21 protein-coding genes are annotated in these 21,076 nt (G+C 75.0%); 15 read left to right on the forward strand and 6 right to left on the reverse strand.

The genetic code is table 11. The annotated features are described in order from the left end of the window. Positions 1 to 64: 64 nt before the first annotated feature. Positions 65 to 505, reverse strand: a complete 441-nt coding sequence (locus tag COUCH_RS22170; protein WP_249607094.1) for a MarR family winged helix-turn-helix transcriptional regulator — start codon at positions 503 to 505, stop codon at positions 65 to 67. A 69-nt stretch (positions 506 to 574) separates the two neighbouring features. Between COUCH_RS22170 and COUCH_RS22175 the strand changes: the two genes are divergently transcribed. The 5 genes from COUCH_RS22175 (at position 575) to COUCH_RS22195 (ending at position 5,568) form a co-directional block, all read left to right on the forward strand. Continuing rightward, entirely contained in the window at positions 575 to 1,225 is a 651-nt protein-coding gene (locus tag COUCH_RS22175) for an MFS transporter (RefSeq protein ID WP_249607095.1), read from the forward strand. A 54-nt stretch (positions 1,226 to 1,279) separates the two neighbouring features. Then, positions 1,280 to 2,044, forward strand: a complete 765-nt coding sequence (locus COUCH_RS22180; RefSeq protein WP_249607096.1) for an alpha/beta fold hydrolase — start codon at positions 1,280 to 1,282, stop codon at positions 2,042 to 2,044. Between the two features lie 63 nt (positions 2,045 to 2,107). Continuing rightward, the gene (locus COUCH_RS22185) at positions 2,108 to 3,454 is read left to right on the forward strand and encodes a DNA polymerase IV (protein ID WP_249607097.1); all 1,347 of its coding nucleotides are present in this window, start codon (positions 2,108 to 2,110) and stop codon (positions 3,452 to 3,454) included. 91 nt (positions 3,455 to 3,545) lie between these two features. Continuing rightward, the gene (locus COUCH_RS22190; RefSeq protein WP_249607098.1) at positions 3,546 to 3,998 is read left to right on the forward strand and encodes a YybH family protein; all 453 of its coding nucleotides are present in this window, start codon (positions 3,546 to 3,548) and stop codon (positions 3,996 to 3,998) included. A gap of 115 nt (positions 3,999 to 4,113) precedes the next feature. Next, on the forward strand, positions 4,114 to 5,568 hold the full coding sequence (locus COUCH_RS22195) for a serine/threonine-protein kinase (RefSeq protein WP_249607099.1): 1,455 nt from the start codon (positions 4,114 to 4,116) through the stop codon (positions 5,566 to 5,568). 28 nt (positions 5,569 to 5,596) lie between these two features. On the opposite strand, the gene COUCH_RS22200 is transcribed toward COUCH_RS22195, so the two are convergent. Further along, positions 5,597 to 7,159, reverse strand: a complete 1,563-nt coding sequence (locus COUCH_RS22200; RefSeq protein ID WP_249607100.1) for a multicopper oxidase family protein — start codon at positions 7,157 to 7,159, stop codon at positions 5,597 to 5,599. Continuing rightward, positions 7,156 to 7,572 (reverse strand): hypothetical protein, encoded by a 417-nt coding sequence (locus COUCH_RS22205; RefSeq protein ID WP_249607101.1) that lies wholly within the window; start codon positions 7,570 to 7,572, stop codon positions 7,156 to 7,158. The genes COUCH_RS22200 and COUCH_RS22205 overlap by 4 nt, the downstream gene beginning before the upstream one ends. A gap of 75 nt (positions 7,573 to 7,647) precedes the next feature. Here COUCH_RS22205 and COUCH_RS22210 point away from each other — a divergent pair, with 75 nt between their 5' ends. The 3 genes from COUCH_RS22210 (at position 7,648) to COUCH_RS22220 (ending at position 9,395) form a co-directional block, all read left to right on the forward strand. Beyond that, positions 7,648 to 8,094 (forward strand): MarR family winged helix-turn-helix transcriptional regulator, encoded by a 447-nt coding sequence (locus tag COUCH_RS22210; protein ID WP_249607102.1) that lies wholly within the window; start codon positions 7,648 to 7,650, stop codon positions 8,092 to 8,094. Between the two features lie 43 nt (positions 8,095 to 8,137). Then, positions 8,138 to 8,437: a hypothetical protein gene (locus tag COUCH_RS22215; protein ID WP_249607103.1), complete on the forward strand. Its 300-nt coding sequence runs from the start codon at positions 8,138 to 8,140 to the stop codon at positions 8,435 to 8,437. A gap of 154 nt (positions 8,438 to 8,591) precedes the next feature. After that, positions 8,592 to 9,395: a CAP domain-containing protein gene (locus tag COUCH_RS22220; protein ID WP_249607104.1), complete on the forward strand. Its 804-nt coding sequence runs from the start codon at positions 8,592 to 8,594 to the stop codon at positions 9,393 to 9,395. A 51-nt stretch (positions 9,396 to 9,446) separates the two neighbouring features. Here COUCH_RS22220 and COUCH_RS22225 read toward each other — a convergent pair whose 3' ends face one another. Together COUCH_RS22225 and COUCH_RS22230 are read right to left on the reverse strand one after the other, a co-directional pair. Then, positions 9,447 to 10,490, reverse strand: a complete 1,044-nt coding sequence (locus tag COUCH_RS22225; RefSeq protein WP_249613785.1) for an NAD(P)-dependent alcohol dehydrogenase — start codon at positions 10,488 to 10,490, stop codon at positions 9,447 to 9,449. 27 nt (positions 10,491 to 10,517) lie between these two features. Further along, positions 10,518 to 11,540 carry a zinc-dependent alcohol dehydrogenase family protein gene (locus COUCH_RS22230; protein WP_249607105.1) on the reverse strand — a complete coding sequence of 341 codons (1,023 nt, stop codon included), beginning with the start codon at positions 11,538 to 11,540 and terminating at the stop codon, positions 10,518 to 10,520. 130 nt (positions 11,541 to 11,670) lie between these two features. Between COUCH_RS22230 and COUCH_RS22235 the strand changes: the two genes are divergently transcribed. The 4 genes from COUCH_RS22235 (at position 11,671) to COUCH_RS22250 (ending at position 15,415) form a co-directional block, all read left to right on the forward strand. Continuing rightward, positions 11,671 to 12,681 carry an NADPH:quinone reductase gene (locus COUCH_RS22235; protein WP_249607106.1) on the forward strand — a complete coding sequence of 337 codons (1,011 nt, stop codon included), beginning with the start codon at positions 11,671 to 11,673 and terminating at the stop codon, positions 12,679 to 12,681. Positions 12,682 to 12,724: 43 nt separating this feature from the next. Next, entirely contained in the window at positions 12,725 to 14,134 is a 1,410-nt protein-coding gene (locus tag COUCH_RS22240; RefSeq protein WP_249607107.1) for a ferredoxin reductase family protein, read from the forward strand. Positions 14,135 to 14,141: 7 nt separating this feature from the next. Continuing rightward, positions 14,142 to 14,594: an FMN-binding protein gene (locus COUCH_RS22245; protein ID WP_249607108.1), complete on the forward strand. Its 453-nt coding sequence runs from the start codon at positions 14,142 to 14,144 to the stop codon at positions 14,592 to 14,594. Between the two features lie 83 nt (positions 14,595 to 14,677). Further along, positions 14,678 to 15,415 carry a cupredoxin domain-containing protein gene (locus tag COUCH_RS22250; RefSeq protein ID WP_249607109.1) on the forward strand — a complete coding sequence of 246 codons (738 nt, stop codon included), beginning with the start codon at positions 14,678 to 14,680 and terminating at the stop codon, positions 15,413 to 15,415. Here COUCH_RS22250 and COUCH_RS22255 read toward each other — a convergent pair. After that, positions 15,384 to 17,672, reverse strand: coding sequence for a heavy metal translocating P-type ATPase (locus tag COUCH_RS22255; protein WP_249607110.1), 2,289 nt, complete (start codon positions 17,670 to 17,672; stop codon positions 15,384 to 15,386). The two genes, COUCH_RS22250 and COUCH_RS22255, sit on opposite strands and share 32 nt — an antisense overlap. A 182-nt stretch (positions 17,673 to 17,854) precedes the next feature. Between COUCH_RS22255 and COUCH_RS22260 the strand changes: the two genes are divergently transcribed. The 3 genes from COUCH_RS22260 to COUCH_RS22270 all read left to right on the forward strand — a co-directional run bounded on the left by COUCH_RS22260 (position 17,855) and on the right by COUCH_RS22270 (position 21,048). Further along, positions 17,855 to 19,267 carry a ferredoxin reductase family protein gene (locus tag COUCH_RS22260; protein WP_249607111.1) on the forward strand — a complete coding sequence of 471 codons (1,413 nt, stop codon included), beginning with the start codon at positions 17,855 to 17,857 and terminating at the stop codon, positions 19,265 to 19,267. Positions 19,268 to 19,287: 20 nt separating this feature from the next. Then, positions 19,288 to 19,707 carry an FMN-binding protein gene (locus tag COUCH_RS22265; protein WP_249607112.1) on the forward strand — a complete coding sequence of 140 codons (420 nt, stop codon included), beginning with the start codon at positions 19,288 to 19,290 and terminating at the stop codon, positions 19,705 to 19,707. A 180-nt stretch (positions 19,708 to 19,887) separates the two neighbouring features. Beyond that, entirely contained in the window at positions 19,888 to 21,048 is a 1,161-nt protein-coding gene (locus COUCH_RS22270) for an FAD-dependent oxidoreductase (RefSeq protein WP_249607113.1), read from the forward strand. The last annotated feature ends 28 nt before the right edge of the window (positions 21,049 to 21,076 follow it).

Genomic DNA, 21,076 nt, shown 5'->3' on the forward strand with positions numbered 1-21,076 from the left:
GCACCTCCTCGGCCCCGGGCCGCGCGCAGCCGCCGCCCGGCAGCTGCTGACCGGCGAGGGGCTCTCACAGAGGCGGCGCACCGGCCAGGGACAGCGGCTGTTCCAGGACCTGACGCAGCAGACCGGCGAGCCGGTCGAGGTCGTCCTCGCCCAGCCCGGCGAACGACTGGGCCACCACCGCGAGCACCCGCTCCTCCCCCGCCGCCCGCAGCTGCTCGCCCCGGGGCGTGAGGCGGTGCCGCACCGCCCGGCCCGGTCCCGGCACCCGCTCGATCAGGCCCCGGTCGGCCATGCGGGCCGCCAGCGTGCCGAATGACTGGTCCGTCTGGTACGTGAGCTGCGCCAGGTCGTGCAGCGACGCGTCGGGCCTCCGGTGCAGGTGCCGCAGCGTGTCCCACTGCACGAGCGAGACCCCGAGCTCCGCGAGCGCCGCCGTGAGGGCGCGGTGGTGCCGGTGCTGTACGCGTTTGACCAGAATGCCGACCTCTTCGGCGGTGCTTGCCATGCGATCAGCTTAAACCAGGTTCCTTATTTCAGGTTGCTTATATCAGTATGCTGATATAGCGTCGCCGGCATGACAGCGACCGCGGCGACGCCCCGCGCCGGCACCCGGCCGGTGGCGGACGACCTCCGCACCCTGAGCGTGGCCTGCGTGGCCATGCTCGTCTCCTACCTGCCCTTCTCCGGGCTCAACGGGATCCTCGGCCGCATCGCCGCGCAGACCGGCGCCGCGACCAGCGATCTGCAGTGGCTCACCTCCGCCTTCACGGTGGCGCTGGCCGCCTCGGTCCTGCCCGCGGGTGTCCTCGCCGGCCGGTACGGCCCGCGCCGGCTCGCCCGCGCCGGGATCGCCCTCACCGCCACGGGCGCCGCCGCGGGCTGGGCGGTCAGCCTGTCCGGCACGCTGACCGGCGTCCGGCTGCTCTGGCTCACCCAGGCGGTGTGCGGCGCCGGCGCCGGCAGCGGCGTCGCCATGGCCACGAGCTCCGCGGTGGCCGTGCAGGCCGTGGCCGCCCCGCAGGCCGCGATCGCCGGCGCGGCCAACAACGCCCTGCGCCAGACCGGCGCCGCGCTGGGCCCGGCGGTCATCGGCGCGGTCATCGCCGCCCGGGCCCACCACGGCGGCTCGGCCGCCACCGGGATGCCCGCGGCGGCCCTCGCGGTCGCCGCCCTCCTCGTCCTGGTCACCCTCGCCACGGCAGCGCTGCTCACCGGCCGCCGCTGACTCTCCGGCGCGCGCCGCGCATTGGAACCCACCCCCTTCCGCAAGGAGCGAACGATGTCCGTCACCCTTCACGAATCCGGCTCCGGCCACCCGTTCCTGCTGCTGCACGGCGGCGCCGGTCCGGTGTCCGTCGCCGGCTTCGCCGACCGCCTCGCCGCCGCCCGGCCCGCCCGCGTCCTGGTGCCCACCCACCCCGGCTTCAACGGCACCCCGCGGCCCGGCGACCTGACCGACGTCCCCGGCCTCGCCCGGCTCTACGCCGGCCTGCTCGAGGAGCGCGGCCTCACCGGCGTCACGGTCGTCGGCAACTCGATCGGCGGCTGGATCGCCGCCGAGATGGCCGCGCTGGCGAGCCCGCGGGTCAGCAGCGTCGTCATCGTCAACGGCGTGGGCCTCGAGGTGCCCGGGCACCCGGTGGCCGACTTCTTCTCGCTGAGCATGGACCAGCTGGCCGACCTGTCGTACCACGAGCCGGACAAGTTCCGGATGGACCCCGCGAGCCTCCCCGAGGCACAGAAGGCGCTCATGGCGGGCAACCGGGAGGCCATCGCCCGGTACGCGGGCCGCACCATGACCGACCCCACCCTGGCCGGCCGGCTGGCCACGGTCGGGGTGCCCGTGCTCGTGCTGTGGGGGCAGAGCGACCGCATCGTCGACCCGGCGTACGGGCGCGCGTACGCGGCGGCCATCCCCACCGCCACCTACCGGCCGCTGGAGAACACCGGGCACCTGCCCCAGATCGAGACCCCGGAGCAGACGCTGAACGCCGTCTGGGACTTCGCCGGCGAGCACGCCACGGGCGCGCCCGCCGGCCGGTGACCGCCCCCGGGCGGGCAGCACCCCGCGCGGGCTGGACACTGGGGAGATGGGACGGGGGCGGCGGTGAGGCGCGAGCCGGCCATCGCCCACGTCGACCTGGACGCGATGTTCGCTGCCGTCGAGCAGCGCGACAAGGTGTCGCTGCGCGGCAGGCCGGTGATCGTCGGTGGCACGGCCGGCCGCGGCGTCGTCGCCACCGCGTCCTACGAGGCCCGCCGGTACGGCGCCCGCTCCGCGATGCCGACCGCGGAGGCCCGGCGCCGGTGCCCGCCCGGCACGGCCTTCCTCGCGCCGCGCTTCGCCGCGTACCGCCGGACCAGCGAGGTCGTCATGGCCCTGCTGGACGACGTGTCGCCGCTGGTGGAACAGGTCTCGATCGACGAGGCGTACCTGGATCTCGCCGCCGGCGGCCACGACCTGTCCGTGCCCCGCGTGACCGCGCTCGCGGACCGGCTGAAGGCCGCGATCGCGGCGGCGACCGGCGGGGTGACCGCCTCGATCGGCGTCGGCACCTCCAAGCTGGTCGCCAAGATCGGCTCGGATCTGCGCAAACCCGACGGGCTGACGGTGGTCGCCCCCGGCGACGAGCAGGCGGTGCTGCACCCGCTGCCGGTGACCCGGCTGCCCGGCGTCGGCCCGGCCACCGACGAACGCCTGCGCCGCTCGGGCGTACGCACGATCGGCGACCTCGCGCGCGTGCCTTTGCCGGACCTGCTGGACTGGTTCGGCCAGGCCCACGGCGCCGGCCTGTACCGGCTGGCCCGCGCCGACGACGACCGCCTCGTCATCGGCGAGCACGAGGCGAAGTCGCTGTCGGCCGAGTCGACCTTCGACGTGGACCTCACCGACCGCGGCCGCCTCGGGACCGAGATCGATCAGCTCGCCGGCCGGGTCGGCGCCCGGCTGCGCGCCGCCGGCCTGTCCGCCCGTACGGTCACGGTGAAGATCCGCCACTACGACTTCACCACGATCACCCGGTCGCTGACCCGCGCCCAGCCCACCGACGACCCCCGGCTCGTCGCCCAGCTCGCGCACCGGCTGCTCGCCGAGGTGGACACCTCGGCCGGCATCCGCCTGCTCGGCGTCGGGGTCACCACGCTGGCCGATTTCGTGCAGGACGACCTGTTCACCACGGCACCCCCGGCCGGCCTCGGCGCGGAACAGCCTCCGGACGGGCCGGGCACAGGCGGCGAGGCGCCGGCCGCACCGGCGGTGACCGGCGGGTGGCGGCCCGGGCAGGACGTGCGGCACGACGCGTACGGCCCCGGCTGGGTCTGGGGCAGCGGCCTCGGCCGGGTCAGCGTCCGGTTCGAGGGCCCCACCACCGCGCCGGGGCCGGTACGCACGTTCGCCACCGACGACCCCGCGCTGCACCCGGCGGACCCTCCCGACTGGACCGGAAGCGCCTGACCCGCTGCCCGAACGACCACGATCGCGGCGAACCGGGCGGCGCCGCTGCCAGCGTCGGCGCTCCCCGTCCCGCCCGCGAAACGTGGAGACCATGCCAGCCACGAGAACCGAGCTCGGCCGGATCATCGACTCCTTCGTCGCCGCCTTCAACGACGGCGAGCTCGACACGGCGATGGCGCACTTCGCGGACGACGCCGAGTACCTGCCCGGCAACGGCTCGGTGCACCAGGGCACGGCGGCGATCCGGGCCGAGTTCGCGCCGCCGTTCGCCGGGCGGTTCGGCACGCTCTTCTTCGACGTGGACGACACCGTGATCGACGACACCGCGCGGCGGGTCACGATCCGCTGGGTGTGCCGGATCGACCTGACCGGCGAGCACGGCCGGCGGGCGCTCGCACCGCTGCGCTGGTACGCCCGCGCCCGCCACGGCGGCCGGCTGCAGTGGCGCGGCGTGGACGTGTTCCACTTCGACGACGGCGGGCGGATCACCGGCAAGTACACGTACGCGACATTCCGCCGGCCCCTCTGGGAGCGGCCCGGCTGATCGCTGTCGCCGCCGCGACTCGCGGGTGTTTCACGCAGCCCCTGGTCGGGTAGGATCTGCCGCACTCACAGCTTGATCACAGGCCGGTGCGGAACGACGGCGGGGAGGGGTCTCGATGCGATCACTCGCCGGTCGGTACCGGGTCGAGGAGGCGGTCGGGCGCGGCGGCAGCGCCGTCGTGCACAGCGGCTGGGACCGCACGCTCAAGCGGCGCGTGGCCATCAAGCTGTTCTCGCCGTACCGGCCGGACAGCACGGCGCCCTCGATCGACGTGCTGCGCGAGGCGCGGACCGCGGCGGCGCTCAACCACCCGAACGTGGCCCGGGTGTACGACTACGGCGAGGCGACCGAGGGCAGCCAGCGGGTGCCCTACCTGGTGATGGAGTTCCTCGAGGGCGACACGCTCGCCGACCGGCTGGCCGCGACCGGCGCGCTCGACTGGCGCGAGGCGGCCGCGATCTGCGCGGACACCGCCGCCGCGCTGGCCGCCGCCCACGAGCGCAACCTCGTGCACCGCGATGTGAAACCGCGCAACGTCATGCTCACCCCGGGCGGCGTGAAGGTCCTCGACTTCGGGATCGCCGCCGTCGCCGGGCAGAACAGCTTCGACACCCACGGGCGGCTCTGGGGCACCCCGGCCAACCTCGCGCCCGAGCAGTTGCGCGGCGAGCCCACCTTCCCCGCCGCGGACGTGTACGCACTGGCCCTCGTGCTGTTCGAGTGCCTCACCGGCGCCCGCGCCTGGCGGGGCACCAGCGTGGGCGAGGTCCTCGCCGCCCGGCACGAGGGCCGCACCCCGCGCCTGCCGCACATCGCCGGGCTCCCCCGCGAGATCTCCCGGCTGTACGAGGCGTGCGTCGCCGACGACCCCGCACGGCGCCCGACGGCCGCGCAGGTCGCCGAGGGGCTGCGGCGGGCCTCCGGCACGGCACCGGCCGTCCGGCCCGCGGCCCTGCTCACCCGCGGCGTCCCGGCCCTCACCCGCACCGTCCCGGCCGCCCAGCGCACCCGGTCCCGCCGCCGTGCCGCCGTCACCGCCTCGGCCGCCGTCGCCGCCGCGGTCATCAGCATCCTCGGGCTGCAGGTGGCCAACGGCTACTCGACGCTGCGCGGCCGGCAGGCCGAGGCCGCCGTGGAGCGCGCGCCCGGCGCGGGCATCCCGGCGCGCACACCGCAGCCGATGACCACGCCGCGAGTCACCTCGGCCGCGCCGGTGCCGGCCGCCCCCGTGGAGCGCGACCAGCCGGTCCGCGCGACCACGGACGCCGCCACCGGCACCGGCACCCAGGTCCGCGACGACACCAGGCCGCACCGGCCCGTCCGGACCACTCCCCCGGCGCCGCCGACCAGCGCCCCGGCCACGCCGACCAGGCCGCCGACGACGCCGCCGCGGCACACGCCGAGCAATCCGCCGCCGACGTCGTCGCAGCCGGACCCGGAGCCGTCGCAGACGCCGCCGCACACCACGCCCCCGCCGGAGTCCACCGAGACGCCGCCGACCCCGGACCCCACGGTGCCGCCGGCCACCACGGCGCCCGCGGAGAACGTCGTGCTCGCCGAGGCGAGCTGACCCCTTCCGGCGCCGCCACGGGGTCCGGTCAGCGGCCCGCGGCCCGGGTCGTGAACACGCTCATCATCGCCATGTCCTCGTGTTCGAGGTTGTGGCAGTGCAGCACGTACCGGCCCGGGTAGTCGGTGAACGACACCGCGATCGTCGCCTGCTCGGCCGGGCGCAGGTCGATGGTGTCGCGGGGGCCGTGGTCGTACGGGCCCGGCCCGCCGATGCCCCGCGACAGCACCCGGAAGTGGCCGAGGTGCAGGTGCACCGGGTGGTGGAAGTCCGAGACGAGCCGCCAGACCTCGGTGTCACCCAGCAGCGGGTCGGCGATGCTGTGCGCGGGGTCGAACGGGGCGCCGTTGACCGTCCAGCCCGGCATCCCCCGTACGGTGTCGTGCCGGAAGCGCAGCGTCCGTACCGTCGCGGCGGGGCCGGGCGCCACGACGGGATCCGGGGCCAGCCGATCGGGGATGCGGCTCGGGTCCGGCGCCGCGCCGCCCACCCGGAACCGCATCACCGCCGCGGTGCTCCGGTCGCCGAACTCGTTGCGCAGCGTGACCTCGCGGCCGGGGCCGTACCGGGCGAAGTCGACGACGACGTCGCAGCGCTGACCGGGCGCCAGCTCGACCGCGTCGTGCGCGATCGGCTCGGTGAGCAGTCCCCCGTCGGTGCCGATCTGCGTCAGGGCGGGCCCGCCGCGCGGCGCGGGGTCCAGCGAGAGCCGGTAGCGCCGGGCGTTCGAGGCGTTGAGCAGCCGGAGCCGGTGGCGCACGGCCGGCACCTCGGCGAGCGGCCACGGCACGCCGTTGACGAGCAGCACGTCGCCGAGGACCCCGGCACCGTACGGCCCGGTGACGCCCGGTGTGTGCAGCAACGCCGGGTCGAGGCTCGGGTAGCGCAGGCTCCCGTCCGCGGCGAACGCCCGGTCGGCGATCATCACGGGCAGGTCGCGGTCGCCGGCGGGCAGGCCGAGCCGGTCCTCGGCGGGGTCGCGGACGAGGTGGAAGCCGGCGAGCCCGCGCCACACGGCCGGCCCGGTGAAGTCCATCCGGTGGTCGTGGTACCAGAGCGTCGCCGCGGGCTGGCGTACCGGATATCGGTAGGTCCGGGTGCCGTAGGCCGGCGTCGCCGCGTGCCGGTGGTCGTGCGGCCCCGCGGGCGTGCCGGCCGGGTGGAGCAGGTCGGCCGGGAAGCCGTCGTGGGCCGCCGGCGTGTGCCCGCCGTGCAGGTGCACCACGACCGGCACGGGAAGCTCGTTGCGGTGCGTCACCGTGGTCGGCCGGCCGCGGGTGGACACGATCGTCGGGCCGGGGAAGATGCCGTTGTAGCCCCAGATCGGCGTCAGCACCCCCGGCAGGATCTCCGCCGTCGCGGCCCGCTGGACGATCTCGTAGTGGTCGCCGGCCGCGTCGCGCCGGGTGGGGGCAAGCACCGGCGGCACCCGGAACGGGAGGGTGAACGGCTGCGGCAGCGGCATCAGGCTGGGCAGCAGCGCACCGGTCGAGGTGCTGCCGGACAGCCCGGCAAGCAGCGGCACGCCGACCGCCGCGGAGGCACCGGCACCGCCGAGCAGCGCCAGCAGCGTCCGGCGGCTGACCCTCATCGCGCCACCCCGGCCGCGGCCTCGGTCTCCTCCGCCGGCCGGTACCGCCAGGACCAGGCCGCGAGCCACACCGCGAGCGAGATGATCGCGACGCCCAGGGGCACGTGCACCACGAGCGTACGCCCGAACCCGACGACGATCTGCACCGCGATCAGCCCGAACAGGCCGAGGCAGGCGCCCAGCGGCCACAGCGGGCCCCGGGCGCGGGCGGCCCCGGACCACCGCAGCGGCACGGCGCACGCGGCGGCGACGAGCACCGCGATCCCCGAGTACGTGGCGTTCTCGCGGTGGGTGTGCAGAGCCGTGAAGGAGCCGGCGAGGAACTGGCCGGCGAACACGGCCTGGTCGAGGAGCAGAAGGGCGGCGACGCTGACGCTGACGCGGAACGGCCAGTGCGCCCGGGAGGGGGTCATGGGTGGACCCTAGCAAGAAGTTCTCAGATGAGAAATTCTTAGTGGATACTTTCTCGTGATCGGTAAGCTGGGCCCGTGAGCGACGTGGCGACCCTCGGGCCCCAGATCGGCCAGCTGCTGCGGCTGGCACACCAGCGGGCGGCACGGACCTTCGCCGAGGCCCTGGCCCCCTTGGAGATCGACGGACGCCTCTTCGGGGTGCTCTCGGCAATCGCCCGGCTCGGCCCCGCGACCCAGGCGCAGCTCGTCACCGCGCTGGACACCGACAAGTCCGCGATGCTGCGGACGGTCGACGACCTCGAACAACGCGGCTTCGTCGAACGGCAGCCGGTGCCCGGCGACCGGCGGGCACGGATCATCGCGCTCACCGACCGCGGCCGGCGGTGCCTGGGCGAGGCCGAGGAGATCGCCCGATCGGCGGCGGCCTCGATGTTCGGTTCGCTGAGCACGGACGAGCTGGTCGCCCTGCGCGACACGCTCGCCCGGTTCGTCGACCGCGACCCGCCCCCGGCAGCGCAGTGACCGGGCGGAGCAACGTTCTCGGCCGCCGCAGCGTCATGGAGGTATGAACAAGCACTGCCGCCGGTGCAGCCGGTCCGGGCCGGCGCATCGGCCCGGCCGCTGGTACGTCTGCCCGCGGCCGCCGGCCCCCGCCGTCGCGGACGACCCGGACGGCGGCGCGCCGGCTTTCCTGCGGTGGCATCTGCTCGACGCCGGCGCCGAACCGAGCCGGGACCACGTCCAGGCCATCCTGGTGCGGGCCCGCCGGCTGGTCCGGCGCCGCCGGCTGCGGGACGGCGCCGCGCTCACCGTCCTCATCGTGGCGTCGGCGCTGCTCGGTCTCGCGCTGGGCTCCGCGCTCTGATTAAGGTTCCGCTGAGCCGAACTTTAAAGGTTCCTCAAAGATTGGCCACGGGTGTCCCGGGTGGAGCAGTGTCGACCCCGCGCCCGACCGGCGCCCGTTCCCCTTGCCCGGAACGGCCGCGCGGGCCTCCGCCCGCCGACCGACGAGGACCACTGTGCCCACCCCCCACCGCAAGCGGACCCGTCTGATCGTGCTCAGCACCTGTGCGCTGGGCGTGCTCGGTGCCGGCGTCGCCGGCGTCGCCTCCGCGCAGACCGTCCACCGTCCGCACGCCGTCCGCCACGCGAGTCCGCTGCTCGGGCCGGCCACCACAGCGGCCGGCCACCACGGCCGCGGCCGGCACTGGCCGCGGCCCACGACCTCGGCGAGCACCCGCCCGACCGCCGTGCCCACCACCTCGGCCCCCGGCACCGCGGCGCCCACGACGCCGCCGACCAGCCGCCCGACCACCCAGCCGACGAACCCGCCGACGACGCGGCCCCCGGCGACCACGCCGCCCACCACCACGGCGCCGCCCACCACCGAGCCGCCGGCCGCCGACGCGGTCATCACGGCCGCCCTGCAGCACATCAACGCGGCCCGGACGGCGAACGGCCTGCAGCCGCTCACGCTCAGCGCTGAGCTGACCAAGGCGTCACAGGCGCACAACGCCCTGATGGCCGGCGGCTGCGGCCTGTCCCACCAGTGCCCCGGCGAGGCGGGCCTCGGCGACCGGTTCACCGCGGCCGGCGTCTCCTGGCGCTCGGCCGGCGAGAACATCGGTCAGGGCAACGCGGGCAACAACGCCACCGAGATCATCGCCGCGGCCAACGGCCTCACCGACCTCATGCTGGCCGAGACGCCGCCGAACGACGGGCACCGCAGGAACCTGCTCAACGCCGGATTCACCCGGGTCGGCCTGGCCGTCACGCGCGACAGCGGCGGCAAGGTCTGGTTCACCCAGGACTTCGTCAACTGACGTACGGCACGGTCCCCCACATCCCCGGGCGGGACGTGGGGGACCCCGTGCTCAGCGCAGCGACGCGATGTCGATCACGAACCGGTAGCGCACGTCCGACTTGAGCACCCGCTCGTACGCCTCGTTCACGGCGTCCGCGTCGATGAGCTCGACCTCCGGGGCGATGCCCTTCCCGGCGCAGAAGTCCAGCATCTCCTGGGTCTCGGCGATGCCGCCGATGCTGGAGCCGGCGAACGAGCGCCGGTTGCCGAACAGCGAGAAGACCTGCACCGGCAGCGGCTCCGGCGGCGCGCCGACGCTGACCAGGGTGCCGTCCAGGCGCAGCAGACCGAGGTACGCGGCCATGTCGACCGGCGCGCTGACCGTGTTGACGATGAGGTCGAAGGAGTTCGCCAGCGTCTCGAACGTGGCCGGGTCGCTGGTGGCGTGGTAGTGCTGGGCGCCGAAGCGCAGGCCGTCGTCCTTCTTGCTCAGCGTCTGCGAGAGCACGGTCACCTCGGCGCCCATCGCGGCGGCGATCTTCACGCCCATGTGCCCGAGCCCGCCCATGCCGACCACGGCCACCTTCCGGCCCGGGCCGGCCTTCCAGTGCGCCAGCGGCGAGTACGTGGTGATGCCCGCGCACAGCAGCGGGGCGGCCGCCTCGTACGGGATGCTCTCCGGCACCCGCAGCACGAAGTCCTGGTCGACCACGATGTGCGTCGAGTAGCCGCCCTGGGTGACCGTGCCGTCGCGGTCGACGCTCGCGTACGTCCCGGTGTTGCCGTTGGTGCAGTACTGCTCGTAGCCGGCCCGGCAGTTGTCGCACTCGCGGCACGAGTTGACCATGCAGCCGACCCCGACCCGGTCCCCGACGGCGTGCCGGGTGACCTCGGCGCCGGCCTCGGCGACCCGGCCGACGATCTCGTGGCCGACGGTCAGCGGGTACGGCACCGGCCCCCAGTCGCCGCGCACGGTGTGGATGTCGGAGTGGCAGATGCCGGCGTACGCGATCTCGATCAGGATGTCGCGCGGTCCCAGGTCACGACGCTGCACGGTGGTGCGCACGAGGGCGTCAGTGGCTGAGGGAGCCGCGAGGGCGTTGACGGTGAGAATGATGACCCTCCCAGGTCGTGTGGTTGATTACGGGCGTAGCAGCGTCTTGACGGCGCGGCGCTCGTCCATGGCCCGGTAGCCCTCGGCCGCCTGCTCGAGGGGCAGTTCAAGATCGAAAACCTTACCCGGCTCGATCGTGCCGTCGCCGATCAGCCGCAGCAGATCCGGCAGGAAGCGGCGGACCGGCGCCGGTCCGCCGTGCAGGTGCACCAGGGACCGGAACAACTCCATGCCCGGCAGGCTCACGTCGTGGGCGACCCCCACGAAGCCGACGTGCCCGCCGGCCCGCGTGCAACGTACGGCCTGCGTCATCGACTCCTGCGTGCCGACCGCCTCGATCACCGAGTGCGCGCCCAGCCCGCCGGTCAGCTCCTTGACCGCGGCGACGCCGGCGTCCCCGCGCTCGGTGACCACGTCGGTGGCCCCGAACGCCAGGGCCAGCTTCTGGCGGGGCTCGTGGCGGCTCATCGCGATGACCCGCTCCGCGCCCAGCTGCCGGGCGGCGAGCACGCCGAGCAGGCCGACGGCGCCGTCACCGACCACGGCGACGGTCTTGCCCGGGCCCACCTCGGCGGCCACCGCGGCGAACCAGCCGGTGCCCAGCACGTCCGAGGCGGCCAGGTAGTCCGGGACGAGCTCGGCCGGCGGCACCTCGGGCGTGGCCACGAGCGTGCCGTCGGCCAGCGGCACCCGCAGGTACTGGGCCTGGGACCCGAGCGAGCCCATCGGCACCCGGTGCACGCAGCCGGACTGGTAGCCGGCGCGGCAGATCTCGCAGGTGTTGTCGGAGGCCCAGAACGAGCCGACCACGAACTGGCCGGGCCGTACGCCGGACACCTCGGCGCCGGTCTCCTCGACGATGCCCACGTACTCGTGGCCCATCGGCGCCGGGCCGTCGAGCTTCTGGATTCCCCGGTACGGCCACAGATCGGACCCGCACACACAGGTCGCCGACAGCCGGATGACCGCGTCGGTGGGCGCCTCGATCCGCGGATCCGGGCGGTCCTCCACCCGCACGTCCCCGGGCGCGTACATGACGGCACCACGCATGATCATCCTCCTTGCCGGTGGGCGGCGACCGTTCTGTCTTCCCCGCAAACCCCTACTGCATGCCGGGGGCGGCGTCCTGTGATGCGCGACAAGCTGCCCGGCCCCGCGGGCGGCCGTAGAGTCGCTTGCCATGAGGGCGATCGTGTTCAGCAGCACCGGCGACAGTTCCGTCCTGAGCCTCGCCGAGCGGGACGTCCCGGAGCCGGGCGACGGCCAGATCCGGGTCCGGGTGATGCGCTCCGGGGTCAACCCGACCGACTGGAAACGCCGGTCCGCCGGCGACGTGGGCTTCGCCGAGGCGACGCCGAACATGGACGGCGCCGGGCTCGTGGACGCGGTCGGTCCGGGCGTGCTCTCGCACCACGTCGGCGACCGGGTCTGGATCATGCTCGCCGCGCACGGCAGCCCGTACGGTACCGCCGCCGAGTACGCGATCGTCGCGGCCGAGCACGCCTTCCCGCTGCCCGACGGCGTCTCGTACGACGTGGGCGCGGCCCTCGGGGTGCCGGCGATCACCGCGCACCGGGCCCTGACGATCGCGCAGGCCGGACCCGCCCGGCTCGGCCCCGGCGCGCTCATCGGGCGCACCGTGCTGGTCGCCGGCGGTGCGGGCGCCGTCGGGCACGCCGCGATCCAGCTCGCCCGCTGGGCCGGCGCGACCGTCGTCACCACGGTCAGCAGTGCCGAAAAGGCGGCGCTGGCCACCGCCGCCGGCGCCCACCACGTCGTGAACTACCGGCGCGACGACGCAGCCGAGCAGATCCGGGCGGTCGCCCCCGACGGCGCCGACATCATCGTGGAGGTCTCCCCCACCGCGAACGCGGCGCTCAACCAGGCGGTCGCGGCCAACCACGCCGGCATCGCGATCTACGCGAACAACGGCGGCGACACGGTCTCCCTCGACATCCGCCCGCACATGATGCTCAACACCCGGGTGCAGTTCCTCATCCTGTACACGCTCGGCGAGCCGCTGCTGCAGGCCGCCCCCGAGGACGTCGGCGTGGCGCTGCGCGACGGCGCGCTGCCGGTCGGCGAGGAGCACGGCCTGCCGCTGCACCACTTCCCGCTGGAACGGACGGCCGAGGCCCACGACGCGGTCGAGCAGGGTGTGGTCGGCAAGGTTCTCGTCGCGGTGGCGTAGCGAATCTTCGAGTTCTCCCAATTCGGCGCGGCAGGCTCGCCGCGTGACTGTGACGACGACAGGACGGGTGCGGCTGGCCCGGCCGCAGGACCGGATCGCCCCGCCGCCCCCGCCGCGGCGGTGGTGGCGCGACCTCGCGGGGTCCGCCGCGATCCTCAGCGTGGTCGCCGTGGTGGCGTTGTGGCTGGCCGGCGGCGGGGTCCGCGACCTCGGCAGCGGCGAACCGGCGACCACCCTGGGCCGCCTGACCGGCCTGGTCGCCTCGGACCTGTTGCTGCTGCAGGTGCTGCTGATGGCCCGGATCCCGGCGGTGGAGCGGGCGTACGGGCAGGACCTGCTGGCCCGGCGGCACCGGGTGCTCGGGTTCCTGTCGTTCTGGCTGATGCTCGCGCACGTCGTGCTGATCACCGTCGGCTACGCGCAGTCCGAGCCGGCGAGCGTGCCCGGTGAGGCCTGGAGCCTCGTGGTCACGTACCCGGGGATGCTGCTCGCGGCGGCCGGGACACTGCTGCTGATCCTGGTGGTGGTGCTCTCGGTGCGGGCCGCGCGGCGCCGGCAACGGTACGAGACCTGGCACCTGCTGCACCTGTACGCGTACCTCGGGGTCGGGCTCGCCCTGCCGCACCAGCTCTGGACCGGCGCGGACTTCACCGCGTCCCCGATGGCCCGCGGGTACTGGTGGGGGCTGTACGGCGCGACCCTGGCCGCCGTGCTCGCCTTCCGCGTCGCCCTGCCGCTCTGGCGCTCGGCCCACCACCGGCTGCGGGTCGACACGGTGGTCGCCGAGGCGCCCGGGGTGGTGTCGGTCTACCTGCGCGGCCACCGGCTGGACCGGTTGCCCGTCCGGGCGGGCCAGTTCTTCCTGTGGCGTTTCCTCGACGGCCCGGGCTGGTCGCGGGCGCACCCGTACACGCTGTCGGCGGCGCCGGGCCGGGACCTGCTGCGGATCACCGTCAAGGAGCTCGGGGACGGCAGCGCCCGGGTCCGGCACCTGCGGCCCGGCACCCGCGTCCTGATCGAGGGGCCGTACGGGGCGCTCACCGCGGACCGCTCGACCGGCCGCCGCCCGCTGCTGATCGCCGCCGGGGTGGGCATCACGACGATGCGGGCCCTGCTCGACGACCTCGGCCCGGCCGGGACCGGCGCCACCCTGCTCTACCGGATCCGTACCCGCACCGAGGCGGTCTTCCGCGCCGAGCTCGACGACCTCGGCCGCCGTTACGGCGTCCACGTCGTCTACCTCGAGGGAAGCCGTCCGCGGCACGGGTCCTGGCTGCCGGCCCACTTCAGCCGCGGCGACGACACGGCCGCCCTGCGGTGGCTGGTGCCCGACGTCGCCGAGCGCGAGGCGTACCTGTGCGGGCCGCCGCCCTGGATAACCGCCGTGCGCACGAGCCTGCGCGCGGCGGGCGTACCCGATGATCTGATCCACGCCGAGGAGTTCGCATGGTGAGGCCCGTATGCGCCGCTTGACGCTCTGGATCGTCTCCACGATCGCCGCCGTCGTCCTGCTGCTGAGTTACCGCACGAGCCTGGGCGGACCGGCGCCCTCCGCGGCGGCCGGCGCCGCTGCGCCCGGCATCGTGCCCGCCCCGGCCCCGTCCGGGGGTTCCGCACCAGCCCGCCGGGCGAAGACGGTCACCGCCAACGGCACCGTCGCCCGGACCCGCTGGGGTCCGGTCCAGGTCCAGGTCACGATCACGGACGGGAAGATCACCGGCGCTCGCGCGCTGCGGCATCCGACCGGCAGCGACCGGGACGACGAGATCAACGGGTACGCGCTGCCGCGGCTGCGCGCCGAGGTTCTGCAGGCACAGAGCGCGCACATCGACGCGGTGAGCGGCGCGACGGTGACCAGCGGCGGGTACGCCGAGTCGCTGCAGTCCGCCCTCGACGCGGCACATTTCGGGTGACCCGCGTATCACTGCGCTGAACCGGCGGCGGGCGAGCGCCGTACCTGCCGCAGGAAGCGATGCGCGACAGGAAGGTGGAGCCGGTGGTACGTCGTCTGGGGCTGACCGGGTACGCGGTTGTGGCGGTGCTGGCTCTCGCGGCGTGCGCGCCGACGGCGGGCACGCCCGGGCCACGGCAGACGGCGGCGGCCGGTGATCGCCGTGCCGGTCCGGGCACCGCCGGGCCCACCAGCGCGGCCTGCACCCGGGCCACCAAGGTCGCGATCGTGGACCGGACGACGGGCGACGGCGCTCACCGGTACGAATTCAGCCCGGGCACGCTGACCATCCAGCGCGGGGCGTTCCTCGCCGTCACGAACCGGTCCCCCGAGGTGCACGAGTTGATCGCCGAGCCGGACGCCGGCCTGGTCACGAGCGTCCTCGACCTCGCCGAGCGGCAGGTGATCCAGTTTCCCGAGGCGGGCAGCTTCACGGTGCGCAGCGCGACCGAGCACCGCGCCGTGCTGCGCCTGACGGTCGCCGGCGAGAGCGGCTGCGCGGCGCCGAAGCCGACCCTGACCATCACCGGCCGCGACACCGTCACACCGGCGCACCTGTCGGTGGCGGCGACCGAGAACTTCGCCGTGGTCAACGACTCCGCCGGCTCGCAGACCGTGACCTGCTCGCCCGATCCGGGCGGCAACGGCGACAACTCCCGGGTCGACCCGGGCGAGTCCCAGCTGCTCGCCATCGACGAGCCGGGCCGCTACATCTGTACGAGCAGGCAGCACCCACGGTTGCGGGCCACGGTCACGGTGTCCGGGCGTCGGGCACGAGGCTGAACGCGCCCTCCTCCTCCTGGGCGTTGTGCAGCCGCAGGATCGCGTAGAGGCCGTAGAGCAGCCGCCGTACGTCGGTGACGTCCTCCGGCCCGGCCTCCCCGGCGAGGTCCTCGACGGTCCGGTGCAGGCGCCCCACCTGGTGGTCGATCTCGGCGTGGGTACGGCTGAGCCCGCTGGTCACCTCGGTCCCGCCGAGCGCCCGCGCCATGATCGGCAGCAGCTCGGCCTCCTCGGCGCGCTCGTGGGCCAGCAGCCGCACCTCCAGGTCCCCGAGGAGCTCGCGCACCGGGCCCAGGTCGTACGGCGGGCTGGTCAGCGCGTCGGCGACCGTGCGGACCTGCTCGACCACCGGGCGCACGTCGCGGTGCTCGGCGTACAGCCGCCGGGCCGTGGCGACGTCGGCCGGGTTCAGGGTGACGGTGTGCGACCGGCCGGGCAGCAGCGCGGCCAGCGCGATCGCGATGGCCGCGACGTCGATGACCTCCTGCAGCACCGCGCCGGCCGCGGGCGGCAGGTGACCGGCCGCCGCCACCAGCATCGCGGCCGCGGACAGGCCCATCCCGGCGGCGACCGCCCACACCGCGATCCGGCGGCAGCGCCGGGCGATGAGGATCGCGTCGGCGAGTGCGTCGATGCGGTCGACCGTGAGCACGACGTCGGCCGCCTCCGCGGACGCGGTGGCTCCCCGGGCCGCCAGGGCGACGCCCACGCCCGCGGCGGCCAGCGCGGGCGCGTCGTTGATGCCGTCGCCCACCATGATCGTCGGGGCGTGCTCCTGCTCGGCGCCCACCAGGGCCAGCTTGTCGCCGGGGTCGCAGTCGGCGTGCACCGCATCGACGCCGACGATGCGCCCCACGGCCTGCGCGGTGTCCGCGCGGTCGCCCGTCACCAGCACGACCCGGCCGACGCCGGCGTCGCGCAACGCCCGGACCATCCGGGGCGCCTGCGGGCGTACGGGGTCCTCCAGCAGCAGCACCCCGGCCGGCTCGCCGTCGACCGCCGCGAACACCGTCAGCGAGCCGTCCAGCGTGGCCCTGCGGCGCGCGTGGCGTACCCAGGGCGGGGGTTCGCCGGGCACCACCCAGGCCGCCTTGCCGAGGCGTACGCGGTGGCCGTCCACGACGCCCTCCACCCCGTACCCGTGCCGTTCGTGCACGTCGTCCGCGGGCGACAGGCGCAGGCCGCGGTCGTGGGCGGCCGTGACGATGGCGCCGGCCAGCACGTGCGCAGAGCTCTGGTCCAGGCTCGCCGCCAACCTCAGCACCTCCCCGGCGGGCAGGCGCTCCCCGGCGGGCGCCACCACGTCGGTGAGCACGGGCCGGCCGGCGGTCAGCGTCCCGGTCTTGTCGAACAGCAGGACGCGGCCCGCCGCGAGCCGTTCCAGGGCGCCGCCGCCCTTGACCACGACGCCCGAGCGGGCGGCCCGGGACAGCCCCGACATGATCGCGATGGGCGCGGCGAGCAGCAGCGGGCAGGGGGTGGCCACCACCAGCACCGCCACGGCGCGTACCGGGTCGCCGGCGACCGCCCACGCGATCCCGGCCAGCGCCAGGGTCACCGGGACGAACGCCAGCGCGACCCGGTCCGCGATCCGCACGAACGGTGCGCTCGCCGCCTGCGCCTGCTCCACCAGCCGGACGACCCCCGCGTACGTGGACGCCTCCGCGTTCGCGGTGGCCCTCAGCCGCATCGGCGAGCCGGCGTTGACCACACCGCTGCGGACGTCCTCGCCGGTACGCCGTTCCACCGGCAGCGGCTCGCCGGTCAGCGCCGCCTCGTCGAGCACCGCCGGGCCGAGCAGCCGGCCGTCGACCGGCACGATCTCGCCGGAGCCGACCACGAGCCGGTCCCCGACCGCGACCTCGGCGACCGGGATCTCGACCGGGCCGGAGGCGGTGTCACGCCGCGCGGTGCGCGGCGCCCGGGCCACCAGCGCGGCGAGCTCGCGGTGCGCCCGGGCGGCGGCCCCGGCCTCCAGCAGCACTCCGCTGGCCAGCATGACCGCGATCACCGCGCCGGCGAACGCCTCGCCGACCCACAGCGCGCCGGCCAGCGCCAGCCACGCGATCACGTCGACGCTCGGCTCGCGCCGCCGGGCCGCCACGACCAGGGAAGCAGTGGAGTACGCCAGCCCCAGCACGGTCGCCGCGGTCCACACCGCCTTCGCGGCGTCCCGGGTGCCCGTCGCGGCGAGCATCAGTCCCGCCAGCACCAGCAGCGTCGTGGCCGCGAACAGAAGCTGCTCCCGCCGTCGCATCGCATCCCCCCACCGGTCGCCGGTGGGTCGCCCGCCCACCGGTGCACCCTGATGATCGCCAGGCGCGTACGGCCCCGGCAGGGTCGCAAGGCCCGAAGTCCGGTCCGGCGTTCATAGCGACTTCATAGGTGGACCATAGGTTCGGGCCTCGTTTCCTCAGCTCCGGCGCCGATCGTGGGGTCATGACCGCACCAGCCATGCCCCGGACCGCGCCGCCCGCGGCCGCCATCGCACCGCCGCGCCGGACCACGCCCCGCTGGTGGGCGGACGCGGGCGGCCTCGGCGCCGGTGTGAGCCTGCTGATCGTGACCGCCCTGTGGGTCGGCAACGGCGGCCTGCAGCAGCTGGTCGGCGGCGGCCCGGACGCGGTGTCGGCGATCGGCCGGCTGACCGGCCTGTGGGCCTCCGACCTGCTGCTCCTGCAGGTGCTGCTGATGGCCCGGATCCCGCTGGTCGAGCGCGCCTTCGGCCAGGACCGGCTGGCCCGGTGGCACCGCTGGACCGGCTTCACCTCGTTCTGGATGATGATCGGGCACATCGTGCTCATCACGCTCGGCTACGCCGGGGCCGCCCACGCGAACGCGCTCGCCGAGCTGTGGGACATGATCTGGACGTATCCCGGCATGCTGCTGGCCACCGCCGGCACGGTCGCGCTCCTCATGGTGGTCGTCACCTCGATCCGCGCCGCCCGGCGCAGGCTGCGCTACGAGTCCTGGCACCTGCTGCACCTGTACGCGTACCTCGGGGTGGGCCTGGCCCTGCCGCACCAGCTGTGGACCGGCACCGACTTCATCGGCTCAGCCGCGTCGACGGCGTACTGGTGGACGCTGTACGCGGTGTCCGCGGGCGCGGTCCTCGCCTACCGGGTCGGCGTGCCGGTGTGGCGCAGCTGGCGGCACGGCCTCGTCGTCTCGCACGTCAGGCCGGAGGGTCCCGGGCTGACCTCGGTCTACCTCACCGGCCGCGACCTGCACGCCCTCCCGGCCCGCGCCGGGCAGTTCTTCCAGTGGCGCTTCCTCGACGGACCCGGCTGGAGCCGGGCACACCCGTACTCGCTGTCGGCCACCCCGAACGGCCGGATGCTGCGCATCACCGTCAAGGACCTCGGCGACGGCAGCTCCCGGGTGGCCTCGCTGCGGCCCGGCACCAGGGCGCTCATCGAGGGGCCGTACGGCCGGCTGACCGGCGAGACGTACACCGGCGGGCCGGTCGTGCTGCTGGCCTGCGGGATCGGCGTCACTCCCCTGCTGTCGCTGCTCGGTGAGCTGCCGTACGCCCCCGGCGAGGCGACGCTGGTCTACCGGGCCCGTACCGAGGCGGAGCTCGCCTTCCGGTCCGAGCTGGACTGGTTCGCGGCGCGCCGCGGGGTCCGGATCGTGCACCTGCTCGGCCCGCGCGCCGCCCGGCCGTCCTGGCTGCCCGCCGCGTTCGCCGACCACGGCGACGCCGACGCGCTGCGCCAGATCGCTCCGTGGATCGCCGGTTCGCACGTCTACGTGTGCGGCCCGGAGGCGTGGACGCAGGCCGCCCGCGCCGCCGCGGCCGAGGCCGGCGTGGCCCCCGAGCGGCTGCACACCGAACTCTTCTCCTGGTGATCCGGAAAGGACACGCGACGATGCGACGCATCAGCATGTGGTTGTTCTCCACCGTGGTGGCCGTGGTGCTGCTCTTCAGCTACCGCACCAGCACGAACTCGGCCGCCGAGGCCACCGCGAGCGCCACCGCCGCCACGAGCGGATCCGGCACCTCGTCGGGCGGCAAGACCTACACCGGCGCGGTGACCTCGACGCGGTGGGGCGACGTGCAGGTCGCCATCACGGTGGCCAACGGCAAGATCACCGATGTGACGGTGCCGGTCTATCCGTCGGACAACGGCAAGGACCAGGAGATCAACGCGTACGCCCTGCCGGTGCTGAAGCAGGAGACCCTGGCGGCGCAGAGCGCGGACATCGACACGGTGTCCGGCGCGACCGTCACGAGCGACGGATACCTGCAGTCGCTGCAGTCCGCCCTCGACGCGGCGCACCTCTCGTAGGGGCCGGGCGCCGACGTCCGCGTCGGCGTCGGCGTCGGCGTGGGCGTGGGCATCCTCGCCACCGCCGGTGAAGCGACCACCCACCTGCCGCTTCCGGCGCCCGGCCGTGCACTGCGCCTGTGACCCCGGGGACCGTGACGAACATGTACGTTACGAACATGTTCGTGTTACCGTCGTGGCATGACCGATCCGAAGCACATCGCCATCGTGGGCGCCGGCCTGTCCGGCCTGGTCCTGGCCCGCATCCTGCAGAACCACGGCATCGCGTCGACCGTCTACGAGTCGGACGCCGCGCGGAACGCCCGGCGGCAGGGTGGCTCCCTGGACATCCATGAGCAGTCCGGGCAGGTGGCCCTGCACGAGGCCGGCCTGCACGACGAATTCCTGCACCACACGCATCCCCACGGCGAGCACGTCCGCGTCCTCGACAAGGCCGCGCGCGTCCACCTCGACGCCGGCGGCGACAACGGCCGCCCGGAGATCGACCGCACGGCGCTGCGCGACCTGCTCATCGACTCGCTCGCACCCGGCCGCATCCGGTGGGGGCACAAGGTCACCGCCGTCGCCACGGGCCCCGGCGGCCGGAGCGAGCTCACGTTCGCCGACGGCGGCCGGGTCACCGCGGACCTGCTCGTCGGGGCCGACGGCACCTGGTCGAAGGTGCGCCGGCTGGTGTCCCCGGCGACCCCGCGATACAGCGGGATCACGCACGTCGAGATCACCGTCGCCGACCCCGCCGCCCACCCCCGGCTCGCCCGGACCGTGGGGCCCGGCATGATGTTCGCGCTCTCCGACGACAAGGCCCTGCTCGGGCACGGTGGTAGCCGCATCGAGCTCGGCGTCTCGCTGCGCGTACCGCAGGACTGGGTGGAGACCTGCGGCGTCGACTGGTCCGACCCGGCAGCGGCCCGCGCCGCCCTGCTGGCGCGGTTCGCCGACTGGTCCGGCGACCTGACGGACCTCATCCGCCACTGCGACGACACCATCACCCCGCGCCGGATCTTCGGCCTGCCGGCCGGGCACCGCTGGGAGCGGGTGCCCGGGGTGACGCTCGCCGGGGACGCCGCGCACGTGATGCCGCCGTACGCCGGCGAGGGCGCGAACCTCGCGATGCTGGACGGTGCGGAGCTGGCGCTGGCGCTGATCAGGCACGGCGACGACGTCGAGACCGCGCTGGCCGAGTACGAGACCGCGATGTTCGCCCGCGCGCACGCCGCCGCGGAGATGAGCGCCCAGGGCCTCGAGTCCATCTTCAACGCCGACGCCCCGCGCGACATCGTCGCCTTCTTCGCCGGCATGCCCCGCGAGGGGGCCGGCGCGGGGTCCCCGCGCGAGGGCTGAGGCCGTCACCTACCGTACGGACGGGAGG

Origin of the sequence: Couchioplanes caeruleus, from assembly GCF_023499255.1 — a bacterium.
GTDB lineage: Bacteria > Actinomycetota > Actinomycetes > Mycobacteriales > Micromonosporaceae > Actinoplanes > Actinoplanes caeruleus_A.

What these genes read in the sequence shown, in the direction of transcription:
- COUCH_RS22170 (WP_249607094.1), bottom strand. Translation starts at nt 505, where the DNA reads ATGGCAAGCACCGCCGAAGAGGTCGGCATTCTGGTCAAACGCGTACAG.
- COUCH_RS22175 (WP_249607095.1), top strand. Translation starts at nt 575, where the DNA reads ATGACAGCGACCGCGGCGACGCCCCGCGCCGGCACCCGGCCGGTGGCG.
- COUCH_RS22180 (WP_249607096.1), top strand. Translation starts at nt 1,280, where the DNA reads ATGTCCGTCACCCTTCACGAATCCGGCTCCGGCCACCCGTTCCTGCTG.
- COUCH_RS22190 (WP_249607098.1), top strand. Translation starts at nt 3,546, where the DNA reads ATGCCAGCCACGAGAACCGAGCTCGGCCGGATCATCGACTCCTTCGTC.
- COUCH_RS22195 (WP_249607099.1), top strand. Translation starts at nt 4,114, where the DNA reads ATGCGATCACTCGCCGGTCGGTACCGGGTCGAGGAGGCGGTCGGGCGC.
- COUCH_RS22200 (WP_249607100.1), bottom strand. Translation starts at nt 7,159, where the DNA reads ATGAGGGTCAGCCGCCGGACGCTGCTGGCGCTGCTCGGCGGTGCCGGT.
- COUCH_RS22205 (WP_249607101.1), bottom strand. Translation starts at nt 7,572, where the DNA reads ATGACCCCCTCCCGGGCGCACTGGCCGTTCCGCGTCAGCGTCAGCGTC.
- COUCH_RS22215 (WP_249607103.1), top strand. Translation starts at nt 8,138, where the DNA reads ATGAACAAGCACTGCCGCCGGTGCAGCCGGTCCGGGCCGGCGCATCGG.
- COUCH_RS22230 (WP_249607105.1), bottom strand. Translation starts at nt 11,540, where the DNA reads ATGCGTGGTGCCGTCATGTACGCGCCCGGGGACGTGCGGGTGGAGGAC.
- COUCH_RS22235 (WP_249607106.1), top strand. Translation starts at nt 11,671, where the DNA reads ATGAGGGCGATCGTGTTCAGCAGCACCGGCGACAGTTCCGTCCTGAGC.
- COUCH_RS22245 (WP_249607108.1), top strand. Translation starts at nt 14,142, where the DNA reads ATGCGCCGCTTGACGCTCTGGATCGTCTCCACGATCGCCGCCGTCGTC.
- COUCH_RS22255 (WP_249607110.1), bottom strand. Translation starts at nt 17,672, where the DNA reads ATGCGACGGCGGGAGCAGCTTCTGTTCGCGGCCACGACGCTGCTGGTG.
- COUCH_RS22260 (WP_249607111.1), top strand. Translation starts at nt 17,855, where the DNA reads ATGACCGCACCAGCCATGCCCCGGACCGCGCCGCCCGCGGCCGCCATC.
- COUCH_RS22265 (WP_249607112.1), top strand. Translation starts at nt 19,288, where the DNA reads ATGCGACGCATCAGCATGTGGTTGTTCTCCACCGTGGTGGCCGTGGTG.
- COUCH_RS22270 (WP_249607113.1), top strand. Translation starts at nt 19,888, where the DNA reads ATGACCGATCCGAAGCACATCGCCATCGTGGGCGCCGGCCTGTCCGGC.